The sequence below is a fragment of the Candidatus Accumulibacter sp. ACC003 genome, assembly GCF_907163085.1.
Classification (GTDB): Bacteria; Pseudomonadota; Gammaproteobacteria; order Burkholderiales; family Rhodocyclaceae; genus Accumulibacter.
On record NZ_CAJQTX010000009.1, the window covers coordinates 608324 to 631239 of the forward strand.

Annotated in this window: 20 protein-coding genes; 1 reads left to right on the forward strand and 19 read right to left on the reverse strand. The window is 63.7% G+C overall.

What is annotated here, in order from left to right:
- Positions 1-76: 76 nt before the first annotated feature.
- Positions 77-3802, reverse strand: coding sequence for a DUF6079 family protein (locus QZ656_RS21120; RefSeq protein WP_291995227.1), 3726 nt, complete (start codon positions 3800-3802; stop codon positions 77-79).
- A gap of 18 nt (positions 3803-3820) precedes the next feature.
- The gene (gene brxF / locus QZ656_RS21125) at positions 3821-4291 is read right to left on the reverse strand and encodes a BREX-3 system P-loop-containing protein BrxF (RefSeq protein WP_291995228.1); all 471 of its coding nucleotides are present in this window, start codon (positions 4289-4291) and stop codon (positions 3821-3823) included.
- Between the two features lie 398 nt (positions 4292-4689).
- Here brxF and QZ656_RS21130 point away from each other — a divergent pair, with 398 nt between their 5' ends.
- Positions 4690-5124, forward strand: coding sequence for a DUF721 domain-containing protein (locus QZ656_RS21130; protein ID WP_291995229.1), 435 nt, complete (start codon positions 4690-4692; stop codon positions 5122-5124).
- Here QZ656_RS21130 and QZ656_RS21135 read toward each other — a convergent pair.
- The 17 genes from QZ656_RS21135 to mraZ form a co-directional block, all read right to left on the reverse strand.
- Positions 5111-5299: a hypothetical protein gene (locus QZ656_RS21135; RefSeq protein WP_291995230.1), complete on the reverse strand. Its 189-nt coding sequence runs from the start codon at positions 5297-5299 to the stop codon at positions 5111-5113. The two genes, QZ656_RS21130 and QZ656_RS21135, sit on opposite strands and share 14 nt — an antisense overlap.
- Positions 5300-5303: 4 nt before the next feature.
- Positions 5304-6233 (reverse strand): UDP-3-O-acyl-N-acetylglucosamine deacetylase, encoded by a 930-nt coding sequence (gene lpxC, locus QZ656_RS21140; protein ID WP_291995282.1) that lies wholly within the window; start codon positions 6231-6233, stop codon positions 5304-5306.
- A 93-nt stretch (positions 6234-6326) separates the two neighbouring features.
- A complete protein-coding gene (gene ftsZ / locus QZ656_RS21145; RefSeq protein WP_291995231.1) occupies positions 6327-7508 on the reverse strand; it encodes a cell division protein FtsZ in 1182 nt (393 codons plus the stop codon).
- 64 nt (positions 7509-7572) lie between these two features.
- Positions 7573-8802, reverse strand: a complete 1230-nt coding sequence (gene ftsA, locus QZ656_RS21150; protein ID WP_291995232.1) for a cell division protein FtsA — start codon at positions 8800-8802, stop codon at positions 7573-7575.
- Positions 8799-9551, reverse strand: coding sequence for a cell division protein FtsQ/DivIB (locus QZ656_RS21155; RefSeq protein ID WP_291995233.1), 753 nt, complete (start codon positions 9549-9551; stop codon positions 8799-8801). The genes ftsA and QZ656_RS21155 overlap by 4 nt, the downstream gene beginning before the upstream one ends.
- A 3-nt stretch (positions 9552-9554) precedes the next feature.
- Positions 9555-10490, reverse strand: a complete 936-nt coding sequence (locus tag QZ656_RS21160) for a D-alanine--D-alanine ligase (protein ID WP_291995234.1) — start codon at positions 10488-10490, stop codon at positions 9555-9557.
- A gap of 1 nt (position 10491) precedes the next feature.
- Entirely contained in the window at positions 10492-11880 is a 1389-nt protein-coding gene (gene murC / locus QZ656_RS21165; protein ID WP_291995235.1) for a UDP-N-acetylmuramate--L-alanine ligase, read from the reverse strand.
- A complete protein-coding gene (gene murG / locus QZ656_RS21170; protein WP_291995236.1) occupies positions 11877-12947 on the reverse strand; it encodes an undecaprenyldiphospho-muramoylpentapeptide beta-N-acetylglucosaminyltransferase in 1071 nt (356 codons plus the stop codon). Before murG ends, murC begins: the two co-directional genes overlap by 4 nt.
- Positions 12944-14104, reverse strand: coding sequence for a putative lipid II flippase FtsW (ftsW, locus tag QZ656_RS21175; protein ID WP_291995237.1), 1161 nt, complete (start codon positions 14102-14104; stop codon positions 12944-12946). The genes murG and ftsW overlap by 4 nt, the downstream gene beginning before the upstream one ends.
- On the reverse strand, positions 14104-15471 hold the full coding sequence (gene murD, locus QZ656_RS21180) for a UDP-N-acetylmuramoyl-L-alanine--D-glutamate ligase (protein ID WP_291995238.1): 1368 nt from the start codon (positions 15469-15471) through the stop codon (positions 14104-14106). The genes ftsW and murD overlap by 1 nt, the downstream gene beginning before the upstream one ends.
- Before the next feature lies 1 nt (position 15472).
- Positions 15473-16561 (reverse strand): phospho-N-acetylmuramoyl-pentapeptide-transferase, encoded by a 1089-nt coding sequence (gene mraY, locus QZ656_RS21185; RefSeq protein WP_291995239.1) that lies wholly within the window; start codon positions 16559-16561, stop codon positions 15473-15475.
- Entirely contained in the window at positions 16561-17937 is a 1377-nt protein-coding gene (gene murF / locus QZ656_RS21190) for a UDP-N-acetylmuramoyl-tripeptide--D-alanyl-D-alanine ligase (protein ID WP_291995283.1), read from the reverse strand. Before murF ends, mraY begins: the two co-directional genes overlap by 1 nt.
- Positions 17938-17942: 5 nt before the next feature.
- On the reverse strand, positions 17943-19439 hold the full coding sequence (locus QZ656_RS21195) for a UDP-N-acetylmuramoyl-L-alanyl-D-glutamate--2,6-diaminopimelate ligase (RefSeq protein ID WP_291995240.1): 1497 nt from the start codon (positions 19437-19439) through the stop codon (positions 17943-17945).
- A gap of 17 nt (positions 19440-19456) precedes the next feature.
- The gene (locus QZ656_RS21200) at positions 19457-21208 is read right to left on the reverse strand and encodes a penicillin-binding protein 2 (protein ID WP_291995241.1); all 1752 of its coding nucleotides are present in this window, start codon (positions 21206-21208) and stop codon (positions 19457-19459) included.
- Positions 21205-21489, reverse strand: coding sequence for a cell division protein FtsL (gene ftsL / locus QZ656_RS21205; RefSeq protein WP_291995242.1), 285 nt, complete (start codon positions 21487-21489; stop codon positions 21205-21207). The genes QZ656_RS21200 and ftsL overlap by 4 nt, the downstream gene beginning before the upstream one ends.
- Position 21490: 1 nt before the next feature.
- Positions 21491-22441 (reverse strand): 16S rRNA (cytosine(1402)-N(4))-methyltransferase RsmH, encoded by a 951-nt coding sequence (rsmH, locus tag QZ656_RS21210; protein WP_291995243.1) that lies wholly within the window; start codon positions 22439-22441, stop codon positions 21491-21493.
- Entirely contained in the window at positions 22438-22884 is a 447-nt protein-coding gene (mraZ, locus tag QZ656_RS21215) for a division/cell wall cluster transcriptional repressor MraZ (protein WP_291995284.1), read from the reverse strand. Before mraZ ends, rsmH begins: the two co-directional genes overlap by 4 nt.
- Positions 22885-22916: the final 32 nt, after the last annotated feature.

A 22916-nucleotide genomic window follows, 5' to 3' on the forward strand; every position in this document is an offset into this window, starting at 1 on the left:
CCGTCCCGCCAGCGCCGACTTTCCAGTTCGGATGGTGCAAATGGATTTGCGACCGAGTTTTTGTGGCTGAATCGTTCTACTCCACCACGAACCGCAACTTGCTGGCGTCCTTGCCCTTGCAGCGCTCATTAAGGAAGCCTTCGAACCGCTTGCGGAGGTCTTCCGGCGTGGCTGGCGAGCCACCTTGTAGCAAGGCCTTCTTGATGTCGTCGCCACTGACGCCGATCTTCTCCAGTCCTGATAGGGCTTCCTGCACGGCGCTGACGAAATCCGGGGTCACGGGGTCGGCCAGCTTCTTGGCCGCCACAAATCTCTTGACTAGCTCTCGTGCTGATGGCTTCAGCAGGTCAAGGTTGGCCTGAATGATCGGGTCGTCCAGGTTGTCGAGCAGCGTCTGCTGCCAGCCGTCGAGAAGCCGGTCCAGTTCCTCATCCATTTGCTTGAGCACATTGGCGGCCGGCAGGAAGTCGCCTTGCTCATTGGCAGGGCGGAAGCTGCAGTGCGGGCAGTAGGGACTGGCAGTTAGCGCCGAATCCACCAGTGACGCGCAGCTCTTGAGCTTGTCGAGCTTGTCATCGAAGGCGGTGAGTTGGCTGGTGGGCATCAGCGCGATTCCTGCCAGGGCGCGCATGGCGACCAGCCGCGAGTCTTTGCGCAAGGCAGACTTGGTCTTGTCTTCGGCCACGCCCAGGCGAGCCTTGCTGTGCTGGGTAATGTAGGCGTTAAGGTAGTCCTTCTTGAGCTGGACCAGGGTCTGCCGGTAGTTGGCTACATGCTGCGCGTTGCGGTCCAGCGCGAGTTTGTCCAGGATGTCCTTGCGGGTGCTCTGCGCCTGCTTGACCCAGGGGTGATCGCTAGACAGCACCATCTCGGCTTGCGACAGATAGGCGGCTGTGCTGCCCAAGTCCGTCACCAGTGCCAGCAGCTTCTCGACGGCGGCCAAAACATCGAGGTTCCTCCTCTGAGCGTCGATGTCGTGCGAGCCAATGCGCAGGTTCTTCAGCTTGCCGACCGTGTTGTACGGCGTCAGACCCTCGGTGAAAGTCTTCAGCGCTTCCAGGCGGGTGCGCCAGTCACGGATCTCGTCATCGGTGAGCAGAGGCTTGCCCCAGAAGGTGACCTTGCCTCGCAGATCCGTACCCGCCGTTAGGACACGGCTGACCAGCTTGGAGACGGCTTCGAGAAGCTGCTTGACGGGTTCCTCAGAGCCTTGCGCGGCCAGTTGCGCCAAGCCGGGCGACAGGCCGAGTAGTTCGAACAGTGAACGCAGAACGGCGACGTTGATCTCTTTCGGCGCTTCGACATGCTTGAACTGCTTGAGCTCTTCGAGCCCGCGCTCGGCCAGCAGGGTGATCTTGCCGGAGTCGATCTTGTCGCCAGTGATCGCCAACACGATGTCGCCGGAGTAGACGAGGCCGCCCAGCACGGCCACCAGCAGGTCAGGCTCCAGGCGGAATTTCACCGGGTGGAAGTACTCCACGTCGGTTTGTCCGTTCAGCAGCTCGCTACGGTTCAGCACCTGGCCATGCCCCTTGGCCTTCAGGCGGCTCAGTACTTCTTGAGCGTAGCGTGATCGGCCTGGCTCGATGCGGTCACCGTCCAGCATCTCCAAGGCGTCGAGCACGGCATTGGCGTCTTTGGTGCGGGTGCCGCCGGCCAGTGCCTTCAACGCATTACTCACCAGTTGCTTGCGGTTGGACTCGGTGACCAGCACCGGGAACGTGGGGTACTCGGGCGAGACTTCTGCAAACTGCTGGTTGAGCGCCAGGCCAGAGACGACGTTGACGATGTCGCGGAAGTTGGCACGTTCGTCAGAGCCCAGGCGCAGCTTGTCGCGGATGGAGACGCCCTTGGCCCAGTCCTGGAGGGTTTTGGTCTTACCCTGGCAGGTAACCTGGAACGCGGTCATCTGTTTTTCCTGTAGCCACTTGCTCATGTCGCGCAGGGCGTCCTTGGCTTTGTCCAGGTAAACGCTTTTTGCACCACCACTGGCAGTGGAGGCAAGGTCCTGCGCTGCGGCATAGAACGCCAAGTGACGCTTGATGGCATCGTCGAGACCCTTGAGTCGTATGAACACTTCGTCCGACTTATTTCCGTCACGGAAGCGTGGCGGCTCAAAGGGCTGGATGAAGTAGATGTAGAAGTCGCGTTCGGGCTGGGCGGTGGGTCGATCGTTGGGTGCTCCGAAGAACAGATAACCGTTGCGATCGACACGGCGGTCTTGCCATTCGATCTGGTACTGCCAGATCTGGTGGCCCGTCACGTAGTTGTTCTCGTCAGTACGCTCCATCAACTGCTTAATAGCGCCGTAGTAGGCACGGTCCAGCACATCGTCAGACAAGGCCTCGGCACGCTTGTCGATCTGTGCGTCGTAGTCGACGTCCTTTTTCAGGTCGAGGTAGTACTGCTCGGTGTCCGGGGCCTTGGAGATGAACTGGCCGTTGACCGTCTTGACGATCTCCCGCAGGGTGGTCTGCACAGCGGTGAGCAGGTCGTCGGCTGGGTCACCTCCCAGGTCTTCAATGCCGGGTTGGTACAAGCAAAGTGTGTCTCGCAGCTCGGCAGCGGTTGGCCCGACCGGGACGTAGATGTCGCCGCCTGTGGTTAGCCGATGCACCGACAGGCCTGCGATCACGCGCTGCGCCATCGGCTTGTACGCCGGGCGGACGAAGGCCTTCAGCACGCGTTCAGCCAGGACTTCAGACACCTTCAGGACGGGGCCGATACTGGGGTCGGAGCGCAGCACCGAGTTGGAAGTCACGGTCTCCCAAAACTTGTCGTAGCCGATCAATCCTGGGCGATCGCTGGGAACTTCGTCATTCAGTACGGCTTGAATCTGGTCGCGCAAGGTGACCAGGGCGCCGCGCTTCTCAGTGAAGATCAGCCGCTCGAAGGTACCGATGTACTCGGGGTGGACAGGGAACAGCCGCACGTACTCGTCCATGCGCTCATTCATCGAGCTGTAGAACTTGGCAAACCTGGTGAGGTAGGTCCGGATCTTGTTCTGCTGGTCAGTCGTCTTCTTCAGCAGGCGCTCGGCGACCACGAAGCTGACGTCTTGCCGAGCCAGAAGCACCTGGGTGAATCGGTCTTTCACACGACGCAGGCTATCGGCGACGTGCTGGAAACGGTTGCTATCGAAGATGGCTTCCTGCACGCCGGCAACGAAGCGGAAGCGCAGGTGCTTGCTGACTTCACCGATCTCGCGCAGGAAGGACAGATCCAGAACCAGATCGTGATCTTTGCGCGACCGCAGGTAGTCAAGAAACTCGTCGACCACCAGCAGCACGCCGTGGTTGGGGTGAACCTCGGTGAACGCGGCCATCATCTCCTCGAACGCCGCTTTGTTGTTGACCACCTTGTCGGCCGCCGGGAACGAGTAGCTGACGCCGTTCTTTTCAAGGAAGACCTCAAGCTCCTGGGTGATGATGTCCCGCAGCGACATCTGGCTGGATATCTCGATGCGGTGGACCTTGAACTTGCCCGCGATCTTTCCCGCGGCTTCGGCAACCTTGGGGTGACGGATCATGGGCTGGTAGGTCGCATCCTCGGCCACAAGAGATAGCACCGACATCAAGTGCGACTTACCGGTGCCGTAGTTGCCAACCACCAGCACGCCCATGTGGTCGACGGACTCGTCGAAGGAGAGCTGCGAAATCATCTGCTTGGCGATCCGCTCGGCCATGTCGTTGGACATGACGTAGGTCGACACGAGCTTCTTGGCCTCGTCGGGTCGATTGGCATCGAGCAGTTGTATGACCGATTCGATCGGTTCGAATTGAATGAGATCGCCGTAGCGCATGGGTTGCTCTCTTCCCAGTTACTGAATTTCGAAGGGGACCAGGCCGGCCAGGCCGTAGTCGCGATGTTCGGGATGCCCAATGTCGGCATAAGTCAGGCGGCCCGTTCGTGCGTCGCCCTGCAATTCGCCTGGCCAAACGGCCACGACGCGTTGGGCGTGCGCGTGTCGTTTCAACAGATCGAGGGGGTCGAGCTGGAGCGAGCGGTCGAACAAGATCTCGATGTGGTCCAGCAACAGCAGGTCGCCGCTGGCGTGCTGATCAGCCAGCTCACGCAAGATGGTTGTGGTCTGCAGATGGCGTTGCCTCTGCGGGATTGCCGCCAAGCGGCGACCCAGTTCCGCACCGACGTTCATGGGAGCAGCCTTTACCCGCGTTGCAAACGTGACCAGCAGTACGGTCTTGGCAGTGTCCGAAGCTCCAACCAGAAGGATAAGCTTGCTGTGGAGGGCAGCAACATCGGTGGCCAAGCGTTCAAGTTTCTCAAGCATTGATGGCCTACCCGCCAGCCGCGCCGCGTGAGGGCGAGTTGTTATTTTGCTTGCGCTTTTGCCATCGTTATCTTGATGGTATAGGGATCGAATCTTATCCCTGTAATGCCCTCCCTACAAGCGAAGATGGCGCTCGGGCCTGGTTATCGCTAGCCGTTCAGCCATCACCGCCAGCGGCTACCTCATTGCCCCTATATCGGTTCAGTATCACCAGGTTGTTGTGGGCCTAGATGATGCTCTCTTCATCATTACCAAGCCGCTTTCGGCCAACCGTGCCGGCCCCGGCACCTGTATCTCGCCAGCCGCCGCCTGGTGATCAGCGGCCTGGCGGTTGCCAGCCGATCGACAAGGCGAATAAGATGCGTCGATTGATTATCCATAAACCTCTGAGGCGCGCGATGGCCGACTCGCTCGGGAACTATCTGGAAGCAGCCGACGATAGCAGCAAGCTGCTGGTGCACGCGCGCCTGCTGGGCAGGGTCGCCGAGATCTACCAGCAGATCGCGCCGCCCCATCTTGGCCAGGCGAGCACCCTGGCCAATTTCAAGTCGGGGATCATGGTGGTCCATGCCAGCAGTGGCGCGGTCGCCACCAAACTGCGCCAGATGACGCCGAGGCTGGTCGACGAAATGTTGCAACGGGGGATCGAGTGTCGGGGGCTTGAGGTGAAGGTGCGCGCGCTGGACGCTCGTCCGGCGCCCCGGCTTGCCGCCCAGAAGCCGCTCAGCGTCAGGACCAGTCAGGCCCTGAGCGCGCTGAGCGAGTCGCTACCGGTGTCACCCTTGCGTGGCGCGCTCGAGAAGCTGCTGGCGCGCGCGCCTAGAGAGGAATGACCGCCACCCGCTCGACGATCAGCAGCGCGAAGATCAATAGCGCGACGATCAACGAATAGCGAAAGACTCGCCAGGCGAAGTAGAGGTAGCGCGCGTCTTTGGTAAACAGAAAGATGAGCACGCCGGCGGCAACGGTGATTACCGTCAATACCGCCAGCAGGCGCATCAGCCACATCGGATCAGACCGCCGGCAGGGTCAACCAATGCGCCAGCGACTGCGGAGCGAGGTCGCGGTTTTCGAAGCTGACGTATTCCCAGGCGTCGGGAGTCGCCAGCAACTCGCGGGCCAGCGCGTTGTTCAGTGCGTGCCCCGACTTGTGCGCGACAAACGAAGCCAGCAAGGGGTTTCCGAGCAGATAGAGGTCACCGATGGCGTCGAGCACCTTGTGCTTGACAAACTCGTCGCTGTAGCGCAGACCCTCGGCATTGAGCACCCGGTACTCGTCGAGGACCACCGCGTTGTCGAGGCCGCCGCCTTGTGCGAGACCGTTCTCGCGCAGCCATTCGACTTCATGCATGAAACCGAAGGTGCGCGCCCGCGCTACTTCGCGGACGTACGAGTTGTCGGCAAAATCGATGACCACCGACTGGCCCGTGCGATCGATCGCCGGATGATTGAAGCCGATCGAAAACGACAGCCGATAGCCGTCGTAAGGCTCGAAACGCGCCCACTTGTCGCCGGCCTGGTCGGTTTCGCGGACCTCGATCGGTCGTTTCACGCGGATGAACTTCTTGGCCACGGGCTGTTCCTCGATCCCGGCCGACTGGATCAGGAAGACGAACGGTGACGCCGAGCCGTCGAGGATCGGTAGTTCGGCCGCATCCAGATCGACGAAGGCGTTGTCGATGCCGAGGCCGGCAAAAGCCGACATCAGGTGTTCGATGGTGCCGACCTTGACGCCGTCGCGCTCCAGACACGAGCACATCCGCGTATCGCCGATCAGCAGCGCCGAAGCCGGCAGGTCGACCACCGGCTCGAGATCGATGCGGCGAAAGACGATTCCGGTAGCGGGCGCAGCCGGGCGCAGGCAGATGTTCACCTTGACGCCGGAGTGCAGACCGACGCCGGCGGCGCGGATCACTGACTTGAGAGTTCGTTGCTTCAATATGTTCTTGACAGACGGTGGAACCGGTGAATTCTAGCACAGCCAGCGCTGTCCCGGAACTCACCGGCGCCGCAGAGGAGGTGCAGCCAGGCGCGCTCAGTCAGCCTGTTTTCTGAGAAACGCCGGGATATCCCAGCGATCGACACCGCTGTTGGCCAGCGCTTCGACGGTCGCGCTGCGGCCCTTGCGGAAGACCGCTGGCGTCTGGTCGAGGCTCGAGTAATCGATCCCCTGGTGGCCGCTGCTGGCGTAGCGACCGTCGGTGCCGGTGGCCTGCGTCAGCGAGCTGTTGATCACTTCGAAGCTCTGTCTCTTGGCCTGCGCCTGACCGAGGCCGGTAGCAACGACCGTGACGCGAATCTCGTCGCCAATGCTTTCGTCGTAGACCGCGCCGAAAATGATGTGTGCGTCGTCGGCGGCAAAAGCGCGGACGGTGTTCATCACCTCGTTCACTTCCTTCATCTTCAAGGAGCGCGTGGCGGTGATATTGACCAGGACGCCCTTGGCACCCGACAGGTTAACGCCCTCCAGCAGCGGCGACGCGACGGCTCTCTCGGCGGCAATCCGCGCGCGGTCGACGCCGGCAGCGTTGGCCGTGCCCATCATCGCCATCCCCATCTCGCCCATCACCGTTCGCACGTCCTCGAAGTCGACGTTGACCAGGCCGGGAAAGTTGATGATTTCGGCAATACCGCCCACCGCATTGCGCAGGACGTTATCGGCGGCCTTGAAGGCATCGTCCATCGATACGTCATCGCCAAGGACGTCCATCAAGCGGTCATTGAGGATGACAATCAGCGAATCGACATTCTTTTGCAGCTCGGCGATACCCGCCTCGGCAATTTTCAGGCGCTTGCCCTCAAAGCCAAAGGGCTTGGTGACGACGGCGACGGTCAGCACGCCGAGCTCGCGCGCCACCTCGGCGACGATCGGCGCAGCACCGGTGCCGGTTCCGCCGCCCATACCCGCGGTGATGAACACCATGTGGGCGCCGGCCAACGATTGGGCAATCGTCTCGCGCTCCTCTTCGGCGGCGCTACGCCCGGCCTCCGGTTTGGCGCCGGCGCCGAGGCCGCTCTTGCCAAGCTGCAGCTTCTGGACTGCAACGCTGCGGTTGAGTGCCTGCGAGTCGGTATTGGCGGCGATGAAGTCAACGCCATTGACGCCCTCGCGGATCATGTGATCGACGGCGTTGCCACCGGCGCCACCGATGCCGATCACCTTGATGACGGTATCGCGCTCGCCGCCACTTTCTTCTCTATCGATTATTTCAAACATTGTCGTCTCCTCTGCAAAAAGCCTGCTAACTGCCAAAAATTGATAACTGCTACCCTGCGTGCGATCAGAAGTTCTTGCCGAACCAGGACTTCATTCGCCCGAATACCTGCTTGACGTCTCTTGTTTCTCGTACTTTCAAGCCACGCTTGCGTTGCGTCTGCGCTTCGAGCAGCAGACCACAAGCGGTAGCGAAGCGGGGGCTCTGCACGACGTCGGCGAGAGCACCCTGATACTTGGGTATGCCGAGGCGCACCGGCATGTGGAAAATCTCTTCACCGAGTTCGATCATCCCCGGCATCACCGACGCGCCGCCGGTCAGGACGATTCCCGAAGACAGGACGTCCTCGAAACCCGAGCGCCGCAGCTCGGCCTGAATCAGTTCGAACAGCTCCTCGACGCGCGGCTGGATGACGTCGGCCAGCGCCCGCCGGGACAACTTGCGCGAAGGGCGGTCGTCGACGCCGATGACGTCGATGGTGTCTTCCGGGTCGGCCAGATCGGCCAGCGCGCAGCCGTAGCGGCGCTTGATGTCTTCCGCCTCGCGGGTGGGCGTCCGCAGGGCCATGGCGATATCGTTGGTCACCTGATCGCCGGCAATCGGGATGACCGAGGTATGACGGATCGCGCCTTGCGTCCAGACGGCCAGATCGGTGGTGCCACCGCCAATGTCGATCAGGCAGATGCCGAGGTCTTTTTCATCCTCGGAGAGCACCGCGCAGCTCGAGGCGAGCGGCTGCAGAACCAGGTCGTTGACCTCCAGACCACAGCGCCGCACGCACTTGACGATGTTCTGCGCGGCGGAAACCGCGCCGGTGACGATATGCACCTTGACTTCGAGGCGGAAACCGCTCATGCCGATCGGCTCGCGGATGCCGTCCTGGTCGTCGATGATGAACTCCTGCGTGAGGATGTGCAGGATTTCCTGATCGGCCGGGATCGGCATCGCGCGCGCCGTTTCAATGACCCTTTCGACGTCCATCGTGGTCACCTCGCGGTCCTTGATGGCGACCATGCCGTTTGAGTTGAAGCTCCTGATGTGGCTGCCAGCGATACCCGTGTAGACGTCGCGAACCTTGCAGTCGGCCATCAGTTCAACCTCCTGCAGGACGCGCGAAATCGTCGCCACGGTCTCTTCGATGTTGACCACCACGCCCTTCTTGAGCCCTCTCGATTCCTGCGAGCCCATGCCGATCACGTTTACCCGACCTTCGGGCGTGAGTTCAGCCACCAGCGCGACAATCTTCGACGTACCGATATCGAGTCCGACGATCAGATCCTTGCTATCCCTGCTCATTTCTTTCCTTTGCGTTCTTGACCCACGCTTGCCGCAAAGCGCAGTGCGAAGCCGTTGGGATACCGCATATCCACCGCCAGCGGCCGGCCATGGCGGGTATCCGACAGCGTCGGGTAGTAGTCGACGAAACGTTGCAGGCGGACGCGGATCGGCGCCTTGGCCTGTTCCCGCCCGAGTTCAACCAACATCCCATCCTCCAGTTCGAGCGCCCACGCCAGACGCGGCGACAGCGTCACCTGTGCCAGCGGCTGCTCGATGGGTTTCAAGAGCTGCACAAACTCCTGGTGACGACGCAATACTTCGGCCGCCGACCCAACCGGGCCGCTGAGCCGCGGCAGCTGCCGGTCTCCGGACAAGGAGGCCGCGAAGACCTCGCCGAAGGTATTGACCAGTTCGCCGTTGCCCTCGCCCCAATGCGCCACGGCCTGTTGCTCCTCGATGCGCACGCCGATCCGCGCCGGCCATTCCCGCCACAGCTCGGCGTGGCGTACCCAGGGCAGGCTCTCGAGTGACTGACGCAAGGCTTCGAGATTGACGGTGAAGAAGCTGCTGCGCAGCAGTTCGCTGAGCGCTTGCTCCAGCTCGAGACGCTGCACTTCTCGCAACTCGTGTTTTACCCGCACCTCCTGGTGCGGCAAGACGTGCAGGCGCGACGCGCCCCAGATCACCGCGGCGGCCAGCAGCGTCGCCCCTGCGGCCAGATACAGCAGGTCGGCAAGCGCCGTCATCAAGTGCGGTTTGTGCCACATCGCTCATCCCAGGGTGGCAAGTGCAAGGACACGAACGACCAGTTCGTCGTAGGTGATGCCCGCCGCTCGCGCCGCCATCGGCACCAACGAGTGGTCGGTCATCCCGGGCGAGGTATTGACCTCGAGGAAGTAGGCCTGGACGCTGCCATCGGCGCGGGTCTGATCCATCAGAAAGTCGACGCGACCCCAGCCACGGCCGCCAAGAACGCGAAACGCCGCGAGAGCCTGCTCGCGAAGCTCGCGTTCACGGCTTTCCGGCAGACCGCAAGGGCAACGGTAGACGGTATCGTCACGCAGGTATTTGGCTTCGTAATCATAAAATTCGGTGCTCGGTTCGATCTTGACGATCGGCAAGGCCTGGTCGCCGAGAATGGCAACCGTGTATTCTCCACCAAGAATGGCGCGTTCGGCGATCACCAGCGAATCGTATTTGCCGGCGACAGCGTACGCGGCGGCCAGCTCGCCGGCGCGGCAGACCTTGCTGATGCCGATCGACGAGCCTTCGTTGGCCGGTTTGACGAACATCGGCAGACCGAGCTCGGCTTCGACGGCGGCCAGGTCACTATCGGCGTTGAGTAGCACGGATTGCGGAATCGGCAGGCCCGCGGCGCGCCAGAGCATCTTGCTGCGCCACTTGTCCATGCCCACCGCCGACGCCATCACACCGCTGCCGGTATAGGGAATAGCCATCAGTTCCAGGCAACCCTGGATCGTCCCGTCTTCGCCGTAGCGCCCGTGCAGGGCAATGAAGGCGCGATCGAAGGCAGCCAGATCGTCGAGTTTGCGCAGCGCCGGGTCAAAGGCATGCGCATCGACACCCTGCCGGCACAGCGCCGCGAGAACCCGCGAACCGCTATTCAGCGAGACCTCGCGTTCCGCCGAGCGACCGCCGAAAAGGACCGCGACCTTGCCGAAATCATGAACGTTCAAGGTATTCATCCTAGCCAGCCACCAACTTGCCGGCGAGCGAGCCGATCGAGCCGGCGCCCATGGTCATCACCACGTCGCCATCACGCACCATGTCGCGAATCGCTTGTGGCAGATCGCCGACGTTCTCGACAAACAGCGGTTCGACCTTGCCGGCGACGCGCAGGGCTCGCGCCAGCGCACGCCCGTCGGCGGCGACGATGGCCTGTTCGCCAGCCGCGTAGACTTCGGCCAGAACCAGTGCGTCAACAGTGCTCAGGACGCTGACGAAATCCTCGAAGCAGTCGCGCGTACGGGTGTAGCGGTGCGGCTGAAAGGCGAGCAAGAGACGACGGCCGGGAAAGGCGCCGCGGGCGGCGGCAATCGTCGCGCGCATCTCGACCGGATGGTGGCCATAGTCGTCGACGACGCTGAAGGACGTGCCGTTGGCCAGATGGACGTCCGCGTAGCGCTGGAAGCGCCGACCGACGCCCTTGAAATCGGTCAGCGCCTTGACGATCGCCGTGTCGGCAACGCCCAACTCGCTGGCCACGGCGATCGCTGCCAGGGCGTTCAGGATGTTATGTCGTCCGGGCAGGTTGAGGGTCACCGGCAGGCGGCTGATGGTGCCGTTGACGCGCACGCAATCGAAGCGCATCTGACCTTCGTCAGCGCAGATATTCTCGGCATAGACGTTGGCCGAAGCGTCCAGGCCGTAGGTGACGATTTGCTTGCTGACCTGCGGCATGATTTCGCGGACGTTGGCGTCGTCGGCGCAGAGCACCGCCACACCGTAAAACGGCAGGCGCTGCAGGAAATCGACGAAGGCCTGCTTCAGCCGGCTGAAATCGTGGCCGTAAGTCTCCATGTGATCGGCATCGATGTTGGTGACGATCGAGATCACCGGCGAAAGAAACAGGAACGAGGCGTCGGACTCGTCGGCTTCGGCCACCAGAAAGTCGCCCGAACCGAGCCGGGCGTTGGCGCCGGCCGCGTTGAGCAGGCCGCCGATGACGAAAGTCGGGTCCATCCCACCCTCGGCAAGAATCGAAGCGGCGAGGCTGGTGGTGGTGGTCTTGCCGTGCGTTCCGGCGACGGCGATCCCCTGTTTGAGGCGCATCAATTCAGCCAGCATCTGTGCGCGCGGCACCACCGGCAGATTGCACTGCCGGGCCGCGACGACCTCGGGGTTGTCGGCCTTGACCGCCGACGAGACCACTACCGCGTCGGCACCATTGACGTTTTCGGCGGCGTGCCCGACGACGGTACGCACGCCGATACTCGCCAGACGCCGGGTGGTCGCGTTGTCAGCGAGATCCGAGCCACTGACCGCGAAGCCCAGATTGGCCAGAACCTCGGCAATGCCGCTCATCCCGGCGCCGCCGATACCGACGAAATGAATTCTCTTTACTTTGTGTTTCACTTGACCAGTTCCTCGCACATCCGTGCCACGTCTGCCGTCGCTGCCGGCTTGGCCAGCGCGCGTGCGCACTCGGCCATGGCCAGCAATTGGCTGCGCGGGTAATCGCGCAGCCGGCTGATTGCCGCGGGCGTCATCTGCGGCTGTGGCAGCAGAGTCGCCGCGCCGGCCGCCGCCAGGAATCTGGCGTTGCTCGTCTGATGATCGTCAACCGCGTAAGGGAAGGGAACCAGGACGCTCGCTACGCCAGTCGCCGCCAGCTCGGCAACGGTCAGCGCGCCGGCCCGGCAGAGCACCAGGTCGGCCCACTCGTAGGCCGCCGCCATGTCGTCGATGAAAGCGACGCACTGCGCCTGTACGCCGGCCACCTGATAGTTCTCGCGCAGTTGCGCAAGGTGCTTCTCGCCGGCTTGATGGATGACCTCCGGGCGCTGTGGCGGGTCAATCAGCGCCAGACCCCGGGGGACCGTCTCGTTGAGCGCCGCGGCGCCCAGGCTGCCGCCAAGAACCAGCAAACGCAGCACTGGCTGGCGACCGGCGAGGCGTTCGGCGGGTGGCGCCACGCGGCTCATCTCGGGCCGCAAGGGATTGCCCACCCAGACGCCTTTCGGCAGCACGTCGGGGAAGCCACAGGCGACCCGGTCGGCGAAGCGAGCGAGTAGGCGGTTGGCCAGACCGGCCACCGAATTCTGCTCATGAATGATCAGCGGGTAGCGCAACAAGGCGGCGACGAGGCCACCCGGAAAGCTGATATAGCCGCCCATGCCGAGAACGACGTCGGGTCGAACGCGGCGAATTTCCCGCCGCGCCTGCCAGCACGCCGAGAGCAGATGGAAGGGAAGCTGTAGCTTGCGGAGCAGGCCCTTGCCACGTAACGCAGCAAAGCGCACCCACGCCATTTCGTAGCCGCGCTCGGGAACCAGCCTGGCTTCCATGCTACCAGGCGCACCCATCCACACCACGTTCCAGTTGCGGCTACGCAGCAGGTCGGCGACCGCCAGGCCCGGGAAAACGTGCCCACCGGTGCCGCCAGCCATCACCAGCAGCGTCTTGCCGAGCGGCGCACTCATACCTTCGCTCCGCGCATCAACTGGCGATTTTCCCAGTCGATCCGTAGCAGCACCGCGACGGCAACGCAATTGGCGAGGATCCCCGAGCCGCCGAAGCTCATCAGCGGCAGCGTCAAACCCTTGGTCGGCAAGAGGCCGCTGTTGACGCCCATGTTGATGAAACTCTGGACGCCCAACCAGACGCCCAGTCCCTGCGCGACCAGCGCCGAATAGAGGCGGTCGAGAGCGACCGCCTGGCGACCGATGGCAAAGGCCCGCTGCACCACCAGTCCGAACAGGATGATCACCACCACAACGCCGACGAAACCGAGTTCTTCGGCGATGACGGCCAGCAAGAAGTCGGTGTGCGCTTCCGGCAGGTAGAACAACTTTTCGACACTGGCACCAAGGCCGACGCCCATCAATTCGCCGCGACCGAAGGCGATCAACGCGTGTGACAACTGGTAACCGCGTCCGAAGGCGTCCGCCCAGGGGTCCATGAAACCAAAGATGCGATCGCGTCGATAGGGTGACAGGATGATCAGCGCCGCGAAGGCGGCGACCATGACGATGATCAGCACGACGAACAGGCGCGCCCGCATGCCGCCGAGGAAAAGAATGCTGAAGGCGACCGAGATGATCACCACGAAGGCACCGAAGTCGGGTTCCTTGAGCAGCAGGAAGCCAACGGCGACCATCGCGCAGGCCATCGGCAGGAAAGCCTTCTTCAGGTCGTGCATGTGCGGCATCTTGCGCGCCGTATAGTCGGCGGCGTAGAGAACGGCAAACAACTTCATCAGCTCGGACGGTTGCAGGTTGACAATACCCAGCGGCAGCCAGCGCTGCGCGCCGTTGACCTCGCGGCCAACGCCGGGGACGAGAACCAGCGCGAGCAGCAGGAAACCGCCGACGAACAGCCACGGCGACCATTGTTGCCAGGTCGACATCGGCACCTGAAAGGCCACGACGGCAGCGACCAGTCCGATGATCACAAAAACGGCATGGCGAACCAGGTAGTAGGCTGGCTGATTGCCGGTGCCGCGCGCCGCCTCGGCCGTCGCCATCGACGCCGAATAGACCATCACCATGCCGATCATCAGCAGGATCAAAGTGCTCCAGAGCAGCACCAGATCGATTTCCGATGGCAGGCGGCGCGGCGCATCGAGAGTTCGCAGCATCAGGCGGCCTCGCTTTCGATGGCGCGAACAGCGGCGATAAAGACCGCGGCGCGATGCGCGTAGTCGCGGTACATGTCCATGCTGGCGCACGCCGGCGAGAGCAGGACGGCGTCGCCGGGCAGCGCGTGCTCGGCACACCAGCCGACCGCATCGGCCATCTCGGCGCAGTCATGCAGCGGCACCCGACAGCCGGCGAGGACGGCGGCGATGCGTGGCGCGTCACGACCGATCAGCGCCACCGCCCGCGCGTGCTGGTCGATCGCCCGCCGTAGCGGCGAGAAATCCTGCCCCTTGCCGTCGCCGCCGAGGATCACCGCGACCTTGCAGCCGAGGCCGTCGATGGCGGCCAGCGTGGCGCCGACGTTGGTCCCCTTGGAATCGTCGAAGTAGTTGACGCCGTCGATCTCGGCGATCCATTCGACGCGGTGGGCCAGGCCCGCGAAGCGCACCAGTGCCGGCAGAACGGTCTGCGGACTAATACCGATTGCCTCGCACAAGGCCAGCGCCGCCAGCGCATTGGCGGCGTTATGAGTACCAACCAGCTGCAGCTCGGCGAGCGCGACAAGGCGCTCACTGCCGCGCACCAGCCAGGCATCGGTGATGCCGTAGTCGTCCGCCCGCAGCGGCGTATCCAGGCCGAAGCTGAGCACCCGACGGTCGCTGCGCGCGGCGGCAAGGCTACGCCGATCGTCGCGATTGACGACCATTACGCCGCCGCCCTGAAAAACCCGTTCTTTGGCTGCGGCGTAGTCATCAAGGCCCGCATAGCGATCAAGATGGTCCTCGGAGACATTGAGCAGCGTCGCCGCAGCGGCCGCCAGCGAGTGCGTCGTTTCAAGCTGAAAGCTCGACAGCTCGAGCACCCAGACCGCTGGCAGCTGGCCACTGTCGATGGCGGCCATCAAGGCCTCGAGTGCCGCCGGGCCGATATTGCCGGCGACGGCCGTGCGCCGACCCGCCGCCCGACAGAGCGCGCCGGTGAGCGCTGTGGTGGTGGTTTTACCGTTGCTGCCGGTAATCGCCACGAGCACCGCCTGCGGCGTCAGCTCGCGCACCGCCCAGGCGAACAACTCGATCTCGGAGACCAGTGGTACGCCACGCGCGTGCGCCTGCTCGATCAATGGCTGCTGTACCGGCACGCCGGGGGAAATCGCCATCAGTTCGACGCCAGCGAAGGCTTCTGCTGTAAACGGGCCGGTAAACAGCTGCGCCGCGGGGACCGCCGCACGCAGCGCGGCAGCCTGCGGCGGCGCGCTGCGGCTGTCGGCGACGCGCAGCTGCGCGCCCTGCCGTGCCAGCCACTTGGCCATCGCCAGGCCGCTTTCACCGAGGCCGATGACGAGGATCAATTTGCCCTGAAGTTCCATGTCAACGCAACTTCAAACTGGACAAGCCGATCAACACCAGCATGATGGTGATGATCCAGAAGCGGACGACAACCTGCGTTTCCTTCCAGCCACCGAGTTCGAAATGGTGGTGCAGTGGCGCCATGCGAAAGATCCGCCGGCCACCGGTTGCTTTGTAGTACAGCACCTGCGCGGCGACCGACAGCGTTTCAGCGACGAACACCCCGCCCATGATCGCCAGCACGATCTCCTGGCGGACGATGATCGCCACCGTCCCGAGCGCCGCGCCCAACGCCAGCGCACCGACGTCGCCCATGAAGACTTCGGCCGGATAGGCGTTGAACCACAGGAAGCCAAGCCCGGCGCCGGCCATGGCGCCGAGGAAGATCGCCAGTTCGCCGGCACCGGGGACGTAAGGCAGGAACAGGTAGCGGGCATAGACGGCGTTGCCGGCGACGTAGGCGAAGATCGCCAGGGCAACGGCGATCATGACCGTCGGCATGATCGCCAGACCGTCGAGGCCATCGGTCAGGTTGACGGCGTTGCTGGTACCGACGACAACCAGATAGCTGAGGACGATGAAACCGACGATTCCCAGCGGATAGGAGACGGTCTTGAAGAAGGGCACGATCAACTGCAATTGTTCCGGGCCGCTGGCGCTCAGCGCCAGGTACAGGGCGACCAGCAGGCCGAGCGCCGATTGCCAGAAGTACTTCCACCGTGACGCCAAGCCGCGCGGGTCGCGATTGACGACTTTCTGCCAATCGTCGTACCAACCGATACCGCCGAAGCCAATGCTGACGAGCAGGACCACCCACACGTAGCGATTGCCGAGGTCGCCCCACAGCAGCGTCGTGATGCTGATCGAGATCAGGACCAGCGCGCCACCCATGGTCGGCGTTCCCGACTTGACGAGGTGCGTTTGCGGGCCGTCCTGACGGACCGCCTGGCCGATCTTCTTGGCTGCCAGCCAGCGGATCAGCGGCGGACCGGCGACGAAGGAGATGATCAGCGCGGTCATCACGGCGAGCACGGTGCGCAGCGTGATGTAGGAAAAGACGTTGAAGGCCCGGACGTCCTGCGCCAGCCATTGCGCCAGTAGTAGCAGCATCAGTCGTTTCCTCCGGCTGCTGGCAGGGTAATGGCATCGGCCACACGTTCCATGCGCATGAAGCGCGAACCCTTGACGAGGACGGTCGTCTCCGGCGTCAGTTCAGCCGTCAGAACGCTGATCAGCTCGTCGATGCTGCGGAAGTGCTCGCCACCGCTGCCGAAGTTGTGCGCGGCGAGGGCGCTGGCCTCACCAAGGGTCAGCAGACGGTCGACTCCCTGGCTCTTGGCGTAACCGCCGATTTCGTCGTGGAACTGGCCGCTCATTTCGCCGATCTCGCCCATGTCGCCGAGCACCAGCACGGTCTTGCCGATGGTTGCCGCAAGCACGTCGATGCCGGCGCGCACCGAGTCCGGGTTGGCGTTGTAGGTGTCGTCGAGAAGCACCGCATGATGTACGGCGGGCCGCTGCTGCAGCCGTCCCTTGAGACCACGAAAAGCGCTCAGGCCAGCCTGTACCTCGGCCAGCGAAACGCCGGCCGCCAGACATGCGGTGGCTGCTGCCAGAGCGTTACGGGCATTGTGTTGCCCGGGAACGGCAAGGACGACGTCCACCTGACCGGCGGGGGCGAGCACCCGCAGGCGACTCTCCAGTCCATGCAGATGGCAGCTGCCGCTGACGTCGGCCGCTTTCTCGAAAGCAAAAGTCATCACCCGCAGACCACGACTCTGGCTACGCCACAGCCCGGCCCAGACGTCGTCGGCGTTGAAGACGGCCACGCCAGCGTCGTCAAGACCGCTATAAATGCTGCCTTTTTCGGTGGCGATCGCCTCCAGAGAACCCATCCCCTCGAGATGCGCGCGCTGGGCGTTGGTCACCAGCGCGACGCGCGGGCGAGCGATGCCGGCCAGATAGGCGATTTCGCCGGGATGATTCATGCCCATCTCGATGATCGCCGCGCGGTGCGTGGCGTTCATTTTGAGCAGCGTCAGCGGCAGGCCGATATCGTTGTTGAAGTTGCCATGCGTCGCCAGGACGGCGTCGCCAAAAGCGACCTTCAAGATGCTGGCGATCATCTCCTTGGTCGTCGTCTTGCCGTTGCTGCCGGTGACCGCCAGCAGCGGCAAGGTGAAGCGGCCGCGCCAGTCGGCGGCCAGCGCGCCGAGCGACAAGCGGGTCTCGGCGACGCGAATCAGCGGCAGGTCGGCGACCGCCAGATCGTCGGCGTGGTAGTCGGCGGCAACGACCGCGGCGACCGCGCCACGCGCCTTGGCCGCAGCCAGGTAGTTGTGGCCGTCGAAATTTTCACCGCGCAAGGCGACAAACAACTCGCCAGCGGCAATTCCCCGACTGTCGGTGGAGACGCCGCTGAAAGTCACGTTCGGGCCGGCGAGCTGGCCGGCCGTCGCGCGGGCGGCGGCCAGGAGATCCATCATTACGGTCATTCGACGATCTCCGGACGTTTGGCAAGTGCGGCGCGTGCTTGCGCGACATCCGAAAACGGACTGCGCACGCCGCCGATCTCCTGATACGACTCGTGTCCCTTGCCGGCGAGCAAGATCACGTCGGCCGGATGTGCAGCAAGGATCGTGCGCTTGATCGCCGACGCGCGATCGGCGATGACTTCGGCGGCCGGCGCGCCGGCGCGGATATCGTCGAGGATCGCTTGCGGCTCCTCGCTGCGAGGATTGTCGCTGGTCAGCACGACTCGATCAGCAAGCCGCGCGGCGACCGCGCCCATCAGTGGTCGCTTGCCGCGATCGCGGTCACCGCCGCAGCCAAAAACGACTACCAGAGCGGCACCGCGAACGCCGGCGATGGCGCGCAAGGCAGCCAAAGCACTGGCCAGGGCGTCCGGCGTGTGCGCATAGTCGACGACCACCAGTGGTTCGTTATGGCCGCCAAGCTTCTCCAGGCGGCCAGCTGGCGAGTGCAGGCCCGCAAAGCGCTCGGCGACGGCTTGCGGCGTCAGGCCAGCGTCGATCAATACGGCGGCGACGGCGAGCAGATTGGCGACGTTGTAGCGACCCAGCAAGCCCGTTTCGACCAGCGCTCGACCGTTCGGAGCGCACAGGCGAAAGCGCAAGCCGTCGATGGTTTCCTCGACGTTCTCGGCGCGGATCGTTCCCTGCCGATCGTCGGGCGCGTCCTGCTGCGTATAGCCGACGACTTTGGTGGCGCTGGTCAGCGCCGCGAGCTGGCGGCCGAAAGGGTCGTCCAGATTGCAGATCGCCAGGCGCAGACGCGGCCAGGTGAACAGCCTGGCCTTGGCCTGCGCGTAGGCGTCCATGCTGCCGTGGTAGTCGAGGTGATCACGCGTCAGATTGGTGAACACCGCGACGTCGACGCGCACGCCGTCAAGACGACCTTCGGCAATACCTATCGAACTCGCTTCGAGCGCGCAGGCCTGGCCATGGTCGTCGGCAAAAGCCGCCAGATAGCGCATCAAGGTCGTTGCTTCGGGCGTCGTGAAGCCGGTTTCGACGAGCTCGCCGGGCAAGCCGGCACCGAGCGTGCCAATGGCCATGCAGCGGCGCGGGTGACTGGCGGCCAGCCACTGCGTGACGCTGGTCTTGCCGTTGGTGCCGGTAACTGCGACCAGCGACAGCCGTTCGCTCGGATGGCCGTAGATGGCACTGGCCAGGGGACCGCACAGTTGCCGCAAACCGCTGACCGGGAGATTGGCAAGCGGCCAGCCGCCTTGCCAGGCAAACGAGTCGGCATTGGCCGCCGTCGCCTCCCAGAGAACCGCGACGGCACCGTTGGCGATCGCCTCGGCGATGTGCAGGCGGCCATCGGCCAGATCGCCGGGATACGCCAGGAAGACGTCCCCGGGCTGCACCTGGCGGCTGTCGTCGGTGACGCCGCCGGGCAGCACGCCGAGCGCTGCCAGCCGCTGCAGGATCGCGCCGGTGGTATCGGCAACGGCGGCGTCCAAGGCGGTCGTCGACGCGCTCAAAGTCCGGCCTTCACGATTGGGCTCTGCGGACTCGGCTCAAGCTCCAGCGGCGAGTCCGGGGCGACGCCGAGCGTCCGCAGGGCGCTGCTCATCACCGCCGCAAACACCGGCGCAGCGACCAGACCGCCATAATATTGTCCGCCAGCGGCTTCGTCGATCATCACCGCGACGATCAGCCGTGGGTCCGACGCCGGCGCGAAACCGACGAAGGACGAGACGTACTTGTTGGCGTAACGTCCGCCGGCAAGCTTGTGCGCGGTGCCGGTCTTGCCGGCCACCCGGTAGCCGGGAATCTGCGCCTTGGGAGCCGTGCCACCCGGCTGGACGGCCATCTCGAGCATCGCCCGAACTTCACGGGCCGTTTGCGGGCTGAATACCTGCGTGCCACGCGGCGGCGGCGAATCGAGACGGGTAAGCGACAAGGGAATCAGATCGCCATCGCGCGCGAAAACCGAATACGCACGAGCGAGTTGAATCAGCGACACTGAAATGCCATGACCGTAGGACATGGTGGCCTGCTCGATCGGTTTCCACGTCTTCCACGGGCGCAGGTGGCCGCTGACCTCGCCAGGAAAACCCAGGTGCGGCAGCTGACCGAAACCGACGTCATCGAACATCGTCCACATCTGCTGCGACGGCAGCATGGCGGCGATCTTCGCCGCGCCAACGTTGGACGATTTCTGGATCACCTGCGCGACGGTCAGGGCGCCGTGCGGGTGCGCGTCGGAAATCGTCGCTCTGCCGATGGTCAGCCGTCCCGGCGCGCAGTTGATGATCGTGTCGAAGCGGACCTTGCCAGTGTCAAGCGCTTTGGCGATGGTGAATGGCTTGAGCGTCGAACCAGGCTCAAAGGTGTCAGTCACCGCACGATTGCGGAGCTGGCTGCCGCTCAGGCTCTCGCGATTATTCGGGTTGTAGGTCGGCCAGTTGGCCAGCGCCAGAATTTCACCGCTCCTGGCGTCGAGCACGACGACGCCGCCAGCCTTCGCCTTGTTGTCGGCGATGGCCTGCTTGAGCTGGCTGTACGCCAGGTACTGGATCTTCGAATCGAGCGCCAGACGGATATCGTCGCCGTCTTGCGGCGGTTTGATCGAGCCAACGTCCTCGACGAGCTGCCCACGACGATCCTTGATCACGCTACGACGGCCGGGCTGGCCCAGGAGCTGGCCATGAAACGCCAGTTCGACGCCTTCCAGCCCCTTGTCGTCTACGCCCGTGAAGCCAACCATGTGTGCCGTCATTTCACCGGTCGGATAGAAGCGGCGGTACTCCTTGTCCTGGCCGATGCCTGGCAGTTTCAGCGCCGCCACCCGGTCGGCGACGGCCGGTGGAATCTGCCGGCGCAGAAAGACAAAGTTTTTTTCGCTAGTCAGCTTGCTGGTCAGCTGCTGCACGTCGGTTTCCAGCAGGCTCGCCAGTTGACGAGTTTGCTCGGGCGTCAGCGTTGCCGCTGACGGCACCGCCCAGATCGATTTCATCGGCGTCGAAATCGCCAAAACGTCTCCGTGGCGGTCGGCAATGCGCCCGCGCGATGCGCTGATCTCGATATCGCGCCGGTAGCGCGACTCACCCTTCTCCTGCAGGAAATCGGTATTGACGATCTGCAGATAGAAGGCGCGGCCGATCAGCACGACGAAGGAGCCGAGAATCAGCAGGGCCATCAGCCGCGAACGCCAGGGCGGCATGCGCAGCTCGAGCAACGGACTTTCGGCGAACTTGTGCGCCACTTTTCCCTTGAAACGCATCATCGCCGGGTGCCTCGGCCTGGTTTGTTGGCGGCGGCAAGCAGCGGTTCAGCTTCGGGCGTGTGCATGCCGAGCTTCTCGACGGCGATTTTCTCGATTCGCGGCGCCGTCCCCCAGGTCGAAAGCTCCAGTTGCAGCTGCCCGAACTCGACGTCAAGCTGGCGCGCGCGCTCCTGCTGGACGTCGAGCGCCTGAAAAAGCTGCCGCGCCTTGTGCTGCGAGGTGACCAGCCCAAGACTGCAGACGACCACGGCGAGCAACAGAAAGACGTTCAGGCGAGCCATCTCAGGCCGTCCTTGTGGTGAGCTTTTCGGCAACCCGCATCACCGCGCTGCGCGCGCGCGGATTACCGGCGATTTCCGAGACGCTCGCCCTGACCAGCTTGCCGACCAGAGCAAGCGCTGGCGGCGGCAAGTCCACGGCGCGCAAGGGCAGGCCTTTGGGCAAACGATCGGCCGCCGCCTGCTCGCGCATGAAACGCTTGACGATCCGATCTTCGAGCGAATGGAAACTGATGACCACCAGCCGGCCTCCCTGTTTGAGGACCGCCATTGCCTGCGGCAGCACTAGCGTGAGTTGTTCGAGCTCTTGATTGATATGAATCCGTAGAGCTTGAAAGGTACGCGTCGCCGCGTCCTGCCCGGGCTCGCGGGTCCGCACGGTCGCGCGTACAAGGGCGGCGAGCTCACCCGTGGTTGCAAGCGGCTGCTCTCTCCGAGCAGCCACAATCTTCTTTGCAATCTGGAAAGCAAACCGTTCTTCCCCATAGTCCCTGATAACCTCCGTAATCTCCTGCGCGCCCGCTCGCTGCAACCACTGCGCGGCAGTCTCGCCCTGCGTCGTATCCATCCGCATATCGAGCGGTGCATCGTGGCGGAAACTGAAACCCCGCCGCCCATCGTCGAGCTGCGGCGACGAAACACCGATGTCGAGAAGCACGCCATCGACGCCTTCGCCGATTTCGATAGCGGCCCGCTGCAGCGCTTCTGCCAGATCGCCGAAACACCGATGCATGACGAGCAAGCGCGGGTCGTTCATTTCGCGTGCCCGTTCGACCGCCTCCGGATCACGATCAAGCGCCAGCAGACGGCCGTCCGGGCCAAGCCGTTCGAGGATCGCCCGGCTGTGGCCACCACGACCGAAAGTACCGTCGACGTAAATCCCTGCGGGCTTGATCTCCAGCGCTTCAACCGCCTCTCGCAGCAGGACCGTCTGATGCTGCAACGGCGAACTCACAACGCAAGATCCTCCAGGCCCGGCGGCAGGAACTGCTCGCCGAGGGCAAAAACGACTTCCTGCTGTTCTTGCCAACCACTGTCGGACCAGATTTCGAAATGAGTCCCCTGACCAACCAGCCACACCTGTTTCTCGAGCCGCGCAAATTGCCGAAGCTCGGGCGCGACCAGCAACCGGCCGGCAGCGTCCATTTCTTCTTCGCGGGCGTTACCGACCAGCAGGCGCTTGATCGCCGCCGATTGTTGGTTGAGACTCGAAGCCGCCAGCACCTTGTCGCGAATCGGTTCCCACGCTGGCTCGGGATAGAGGAGCAGGCAACGATGTGGATGCGCGGTAAGCACCAAACGACCGTCGGCCGCCGACATCAGCGCCTCCCGATGACGCACGGGAATTGCCAGCCGGCCTTTGACGTCGAGACTTAATGCTGCCGCACCCTGAAACATTTGTTCGAACAGTCCCTTGTTTTCCTGGCGAG

Coding starts and splice junctions, on each gene's coding strand:
- brxF (WP_291995228.1), bottom strand. CDS start 4,291: ATGCTTGAGAAACTTGAACGCTTGGCCACCGATGTTGCTGCCCTCCAC.
- ftsZ (WP_291995231.1), bottom strand. CDS start 7,508: ATGTTTGAAATAATCGATAGAGAAGAAAGTGGCGGCGAGCGCGATACC.
- murG (WP_291995236.1), bottom strand. CDS start 12,947: ATGAGTGCGCCGCTCGGCAAGACGCTGCTGGTGATGGCTGGCGGCACC.
- QZ656_RS21155 (WP_291995233.1), bottom strand. CDS start 9,551: ATGTGGCACAAACCGCACTTGATGACGGCGCTTGCCGACCTGCTGTAT.
- mraY (WP_291995239.1), bottom strand. CDS start 16,561: ATGCTGCTACTACTGGCGCAATGGCTGGCGCAGGACGTCCGGGCCTTC.
- QZ656_RS21120 (WP_291995227.1), bottom strand. CDS start 3,802: ATGCGCTACGGCGATCTCATTCAATTCGAACCGATCGAATCGGTCATA.
- murD (WP_291995238.1), bottom strand. CDS start 15,471: ATGGAACTTCAGGGCAAATTGATCCTCGTCATCGGCCTCGGTGAAAGC.
- ftsW (WP_291995237.1), bottom strand. CDS start 14,104: ATGCTGCGAACTCTCGATGCGCCGCGCCGCCTGCCATCGGAAATCGAT.
- mraZ (WP_291995284.1), bottom strand. CDS start 22,884: ATGTTTCAGGGTGCGGCAGCATTAAGTCTCGACGTCAAAGGCCGGCTG.
- murF (WP_291995283.1), bottom strand. CDS start 17,937: ATGATGGATCTCCTGGCCGCCGCCCGCGCGACGGCCGGCCAGCTCGCC.
- ftsL (WP_291995242.1), bottom strand. CDS start 21,489: ATGGCTCGCCTGAACGTCTTTCTGTTGCTCGCCGTGGTCGTCTGCAGT.
- QZ656_RS21160 (WP_291995234.1), bottom strand. CDS start 10,490: ATGAATACCTTGAACGTTCATGATTTCGGCAAGGTCGCGGTCCTTTTC.
- QZ656_RS21130 (WP_291995229.1), top strand. CDS start 4,690: ATGGCCGACTCGCTCGGGAACTATCTGGAAGCAGCCGACGATAGCAGC.
- QZ656_RS21135 (WP_291995230.1), bottom strand. CDS start 5,299: ATGTGGCTGATGCGCCTGCTGGCGGTATTGACGGTAATCACCGTTGCC.
- ftsA (WP_291995232.1), bottom strand. CDS start 8,802: ATGAGCAGGGATAGCAAGGATCTGATCGTCGGACTCGATATCGGTACG.
- QZ656_RS21200 (WP_291995241.1), bottom strand. CDS start 21,208: ATGATGCGTTTCAAGGGAAAAGTGGCGCACAAGTTCGCCGAAAGTCCG.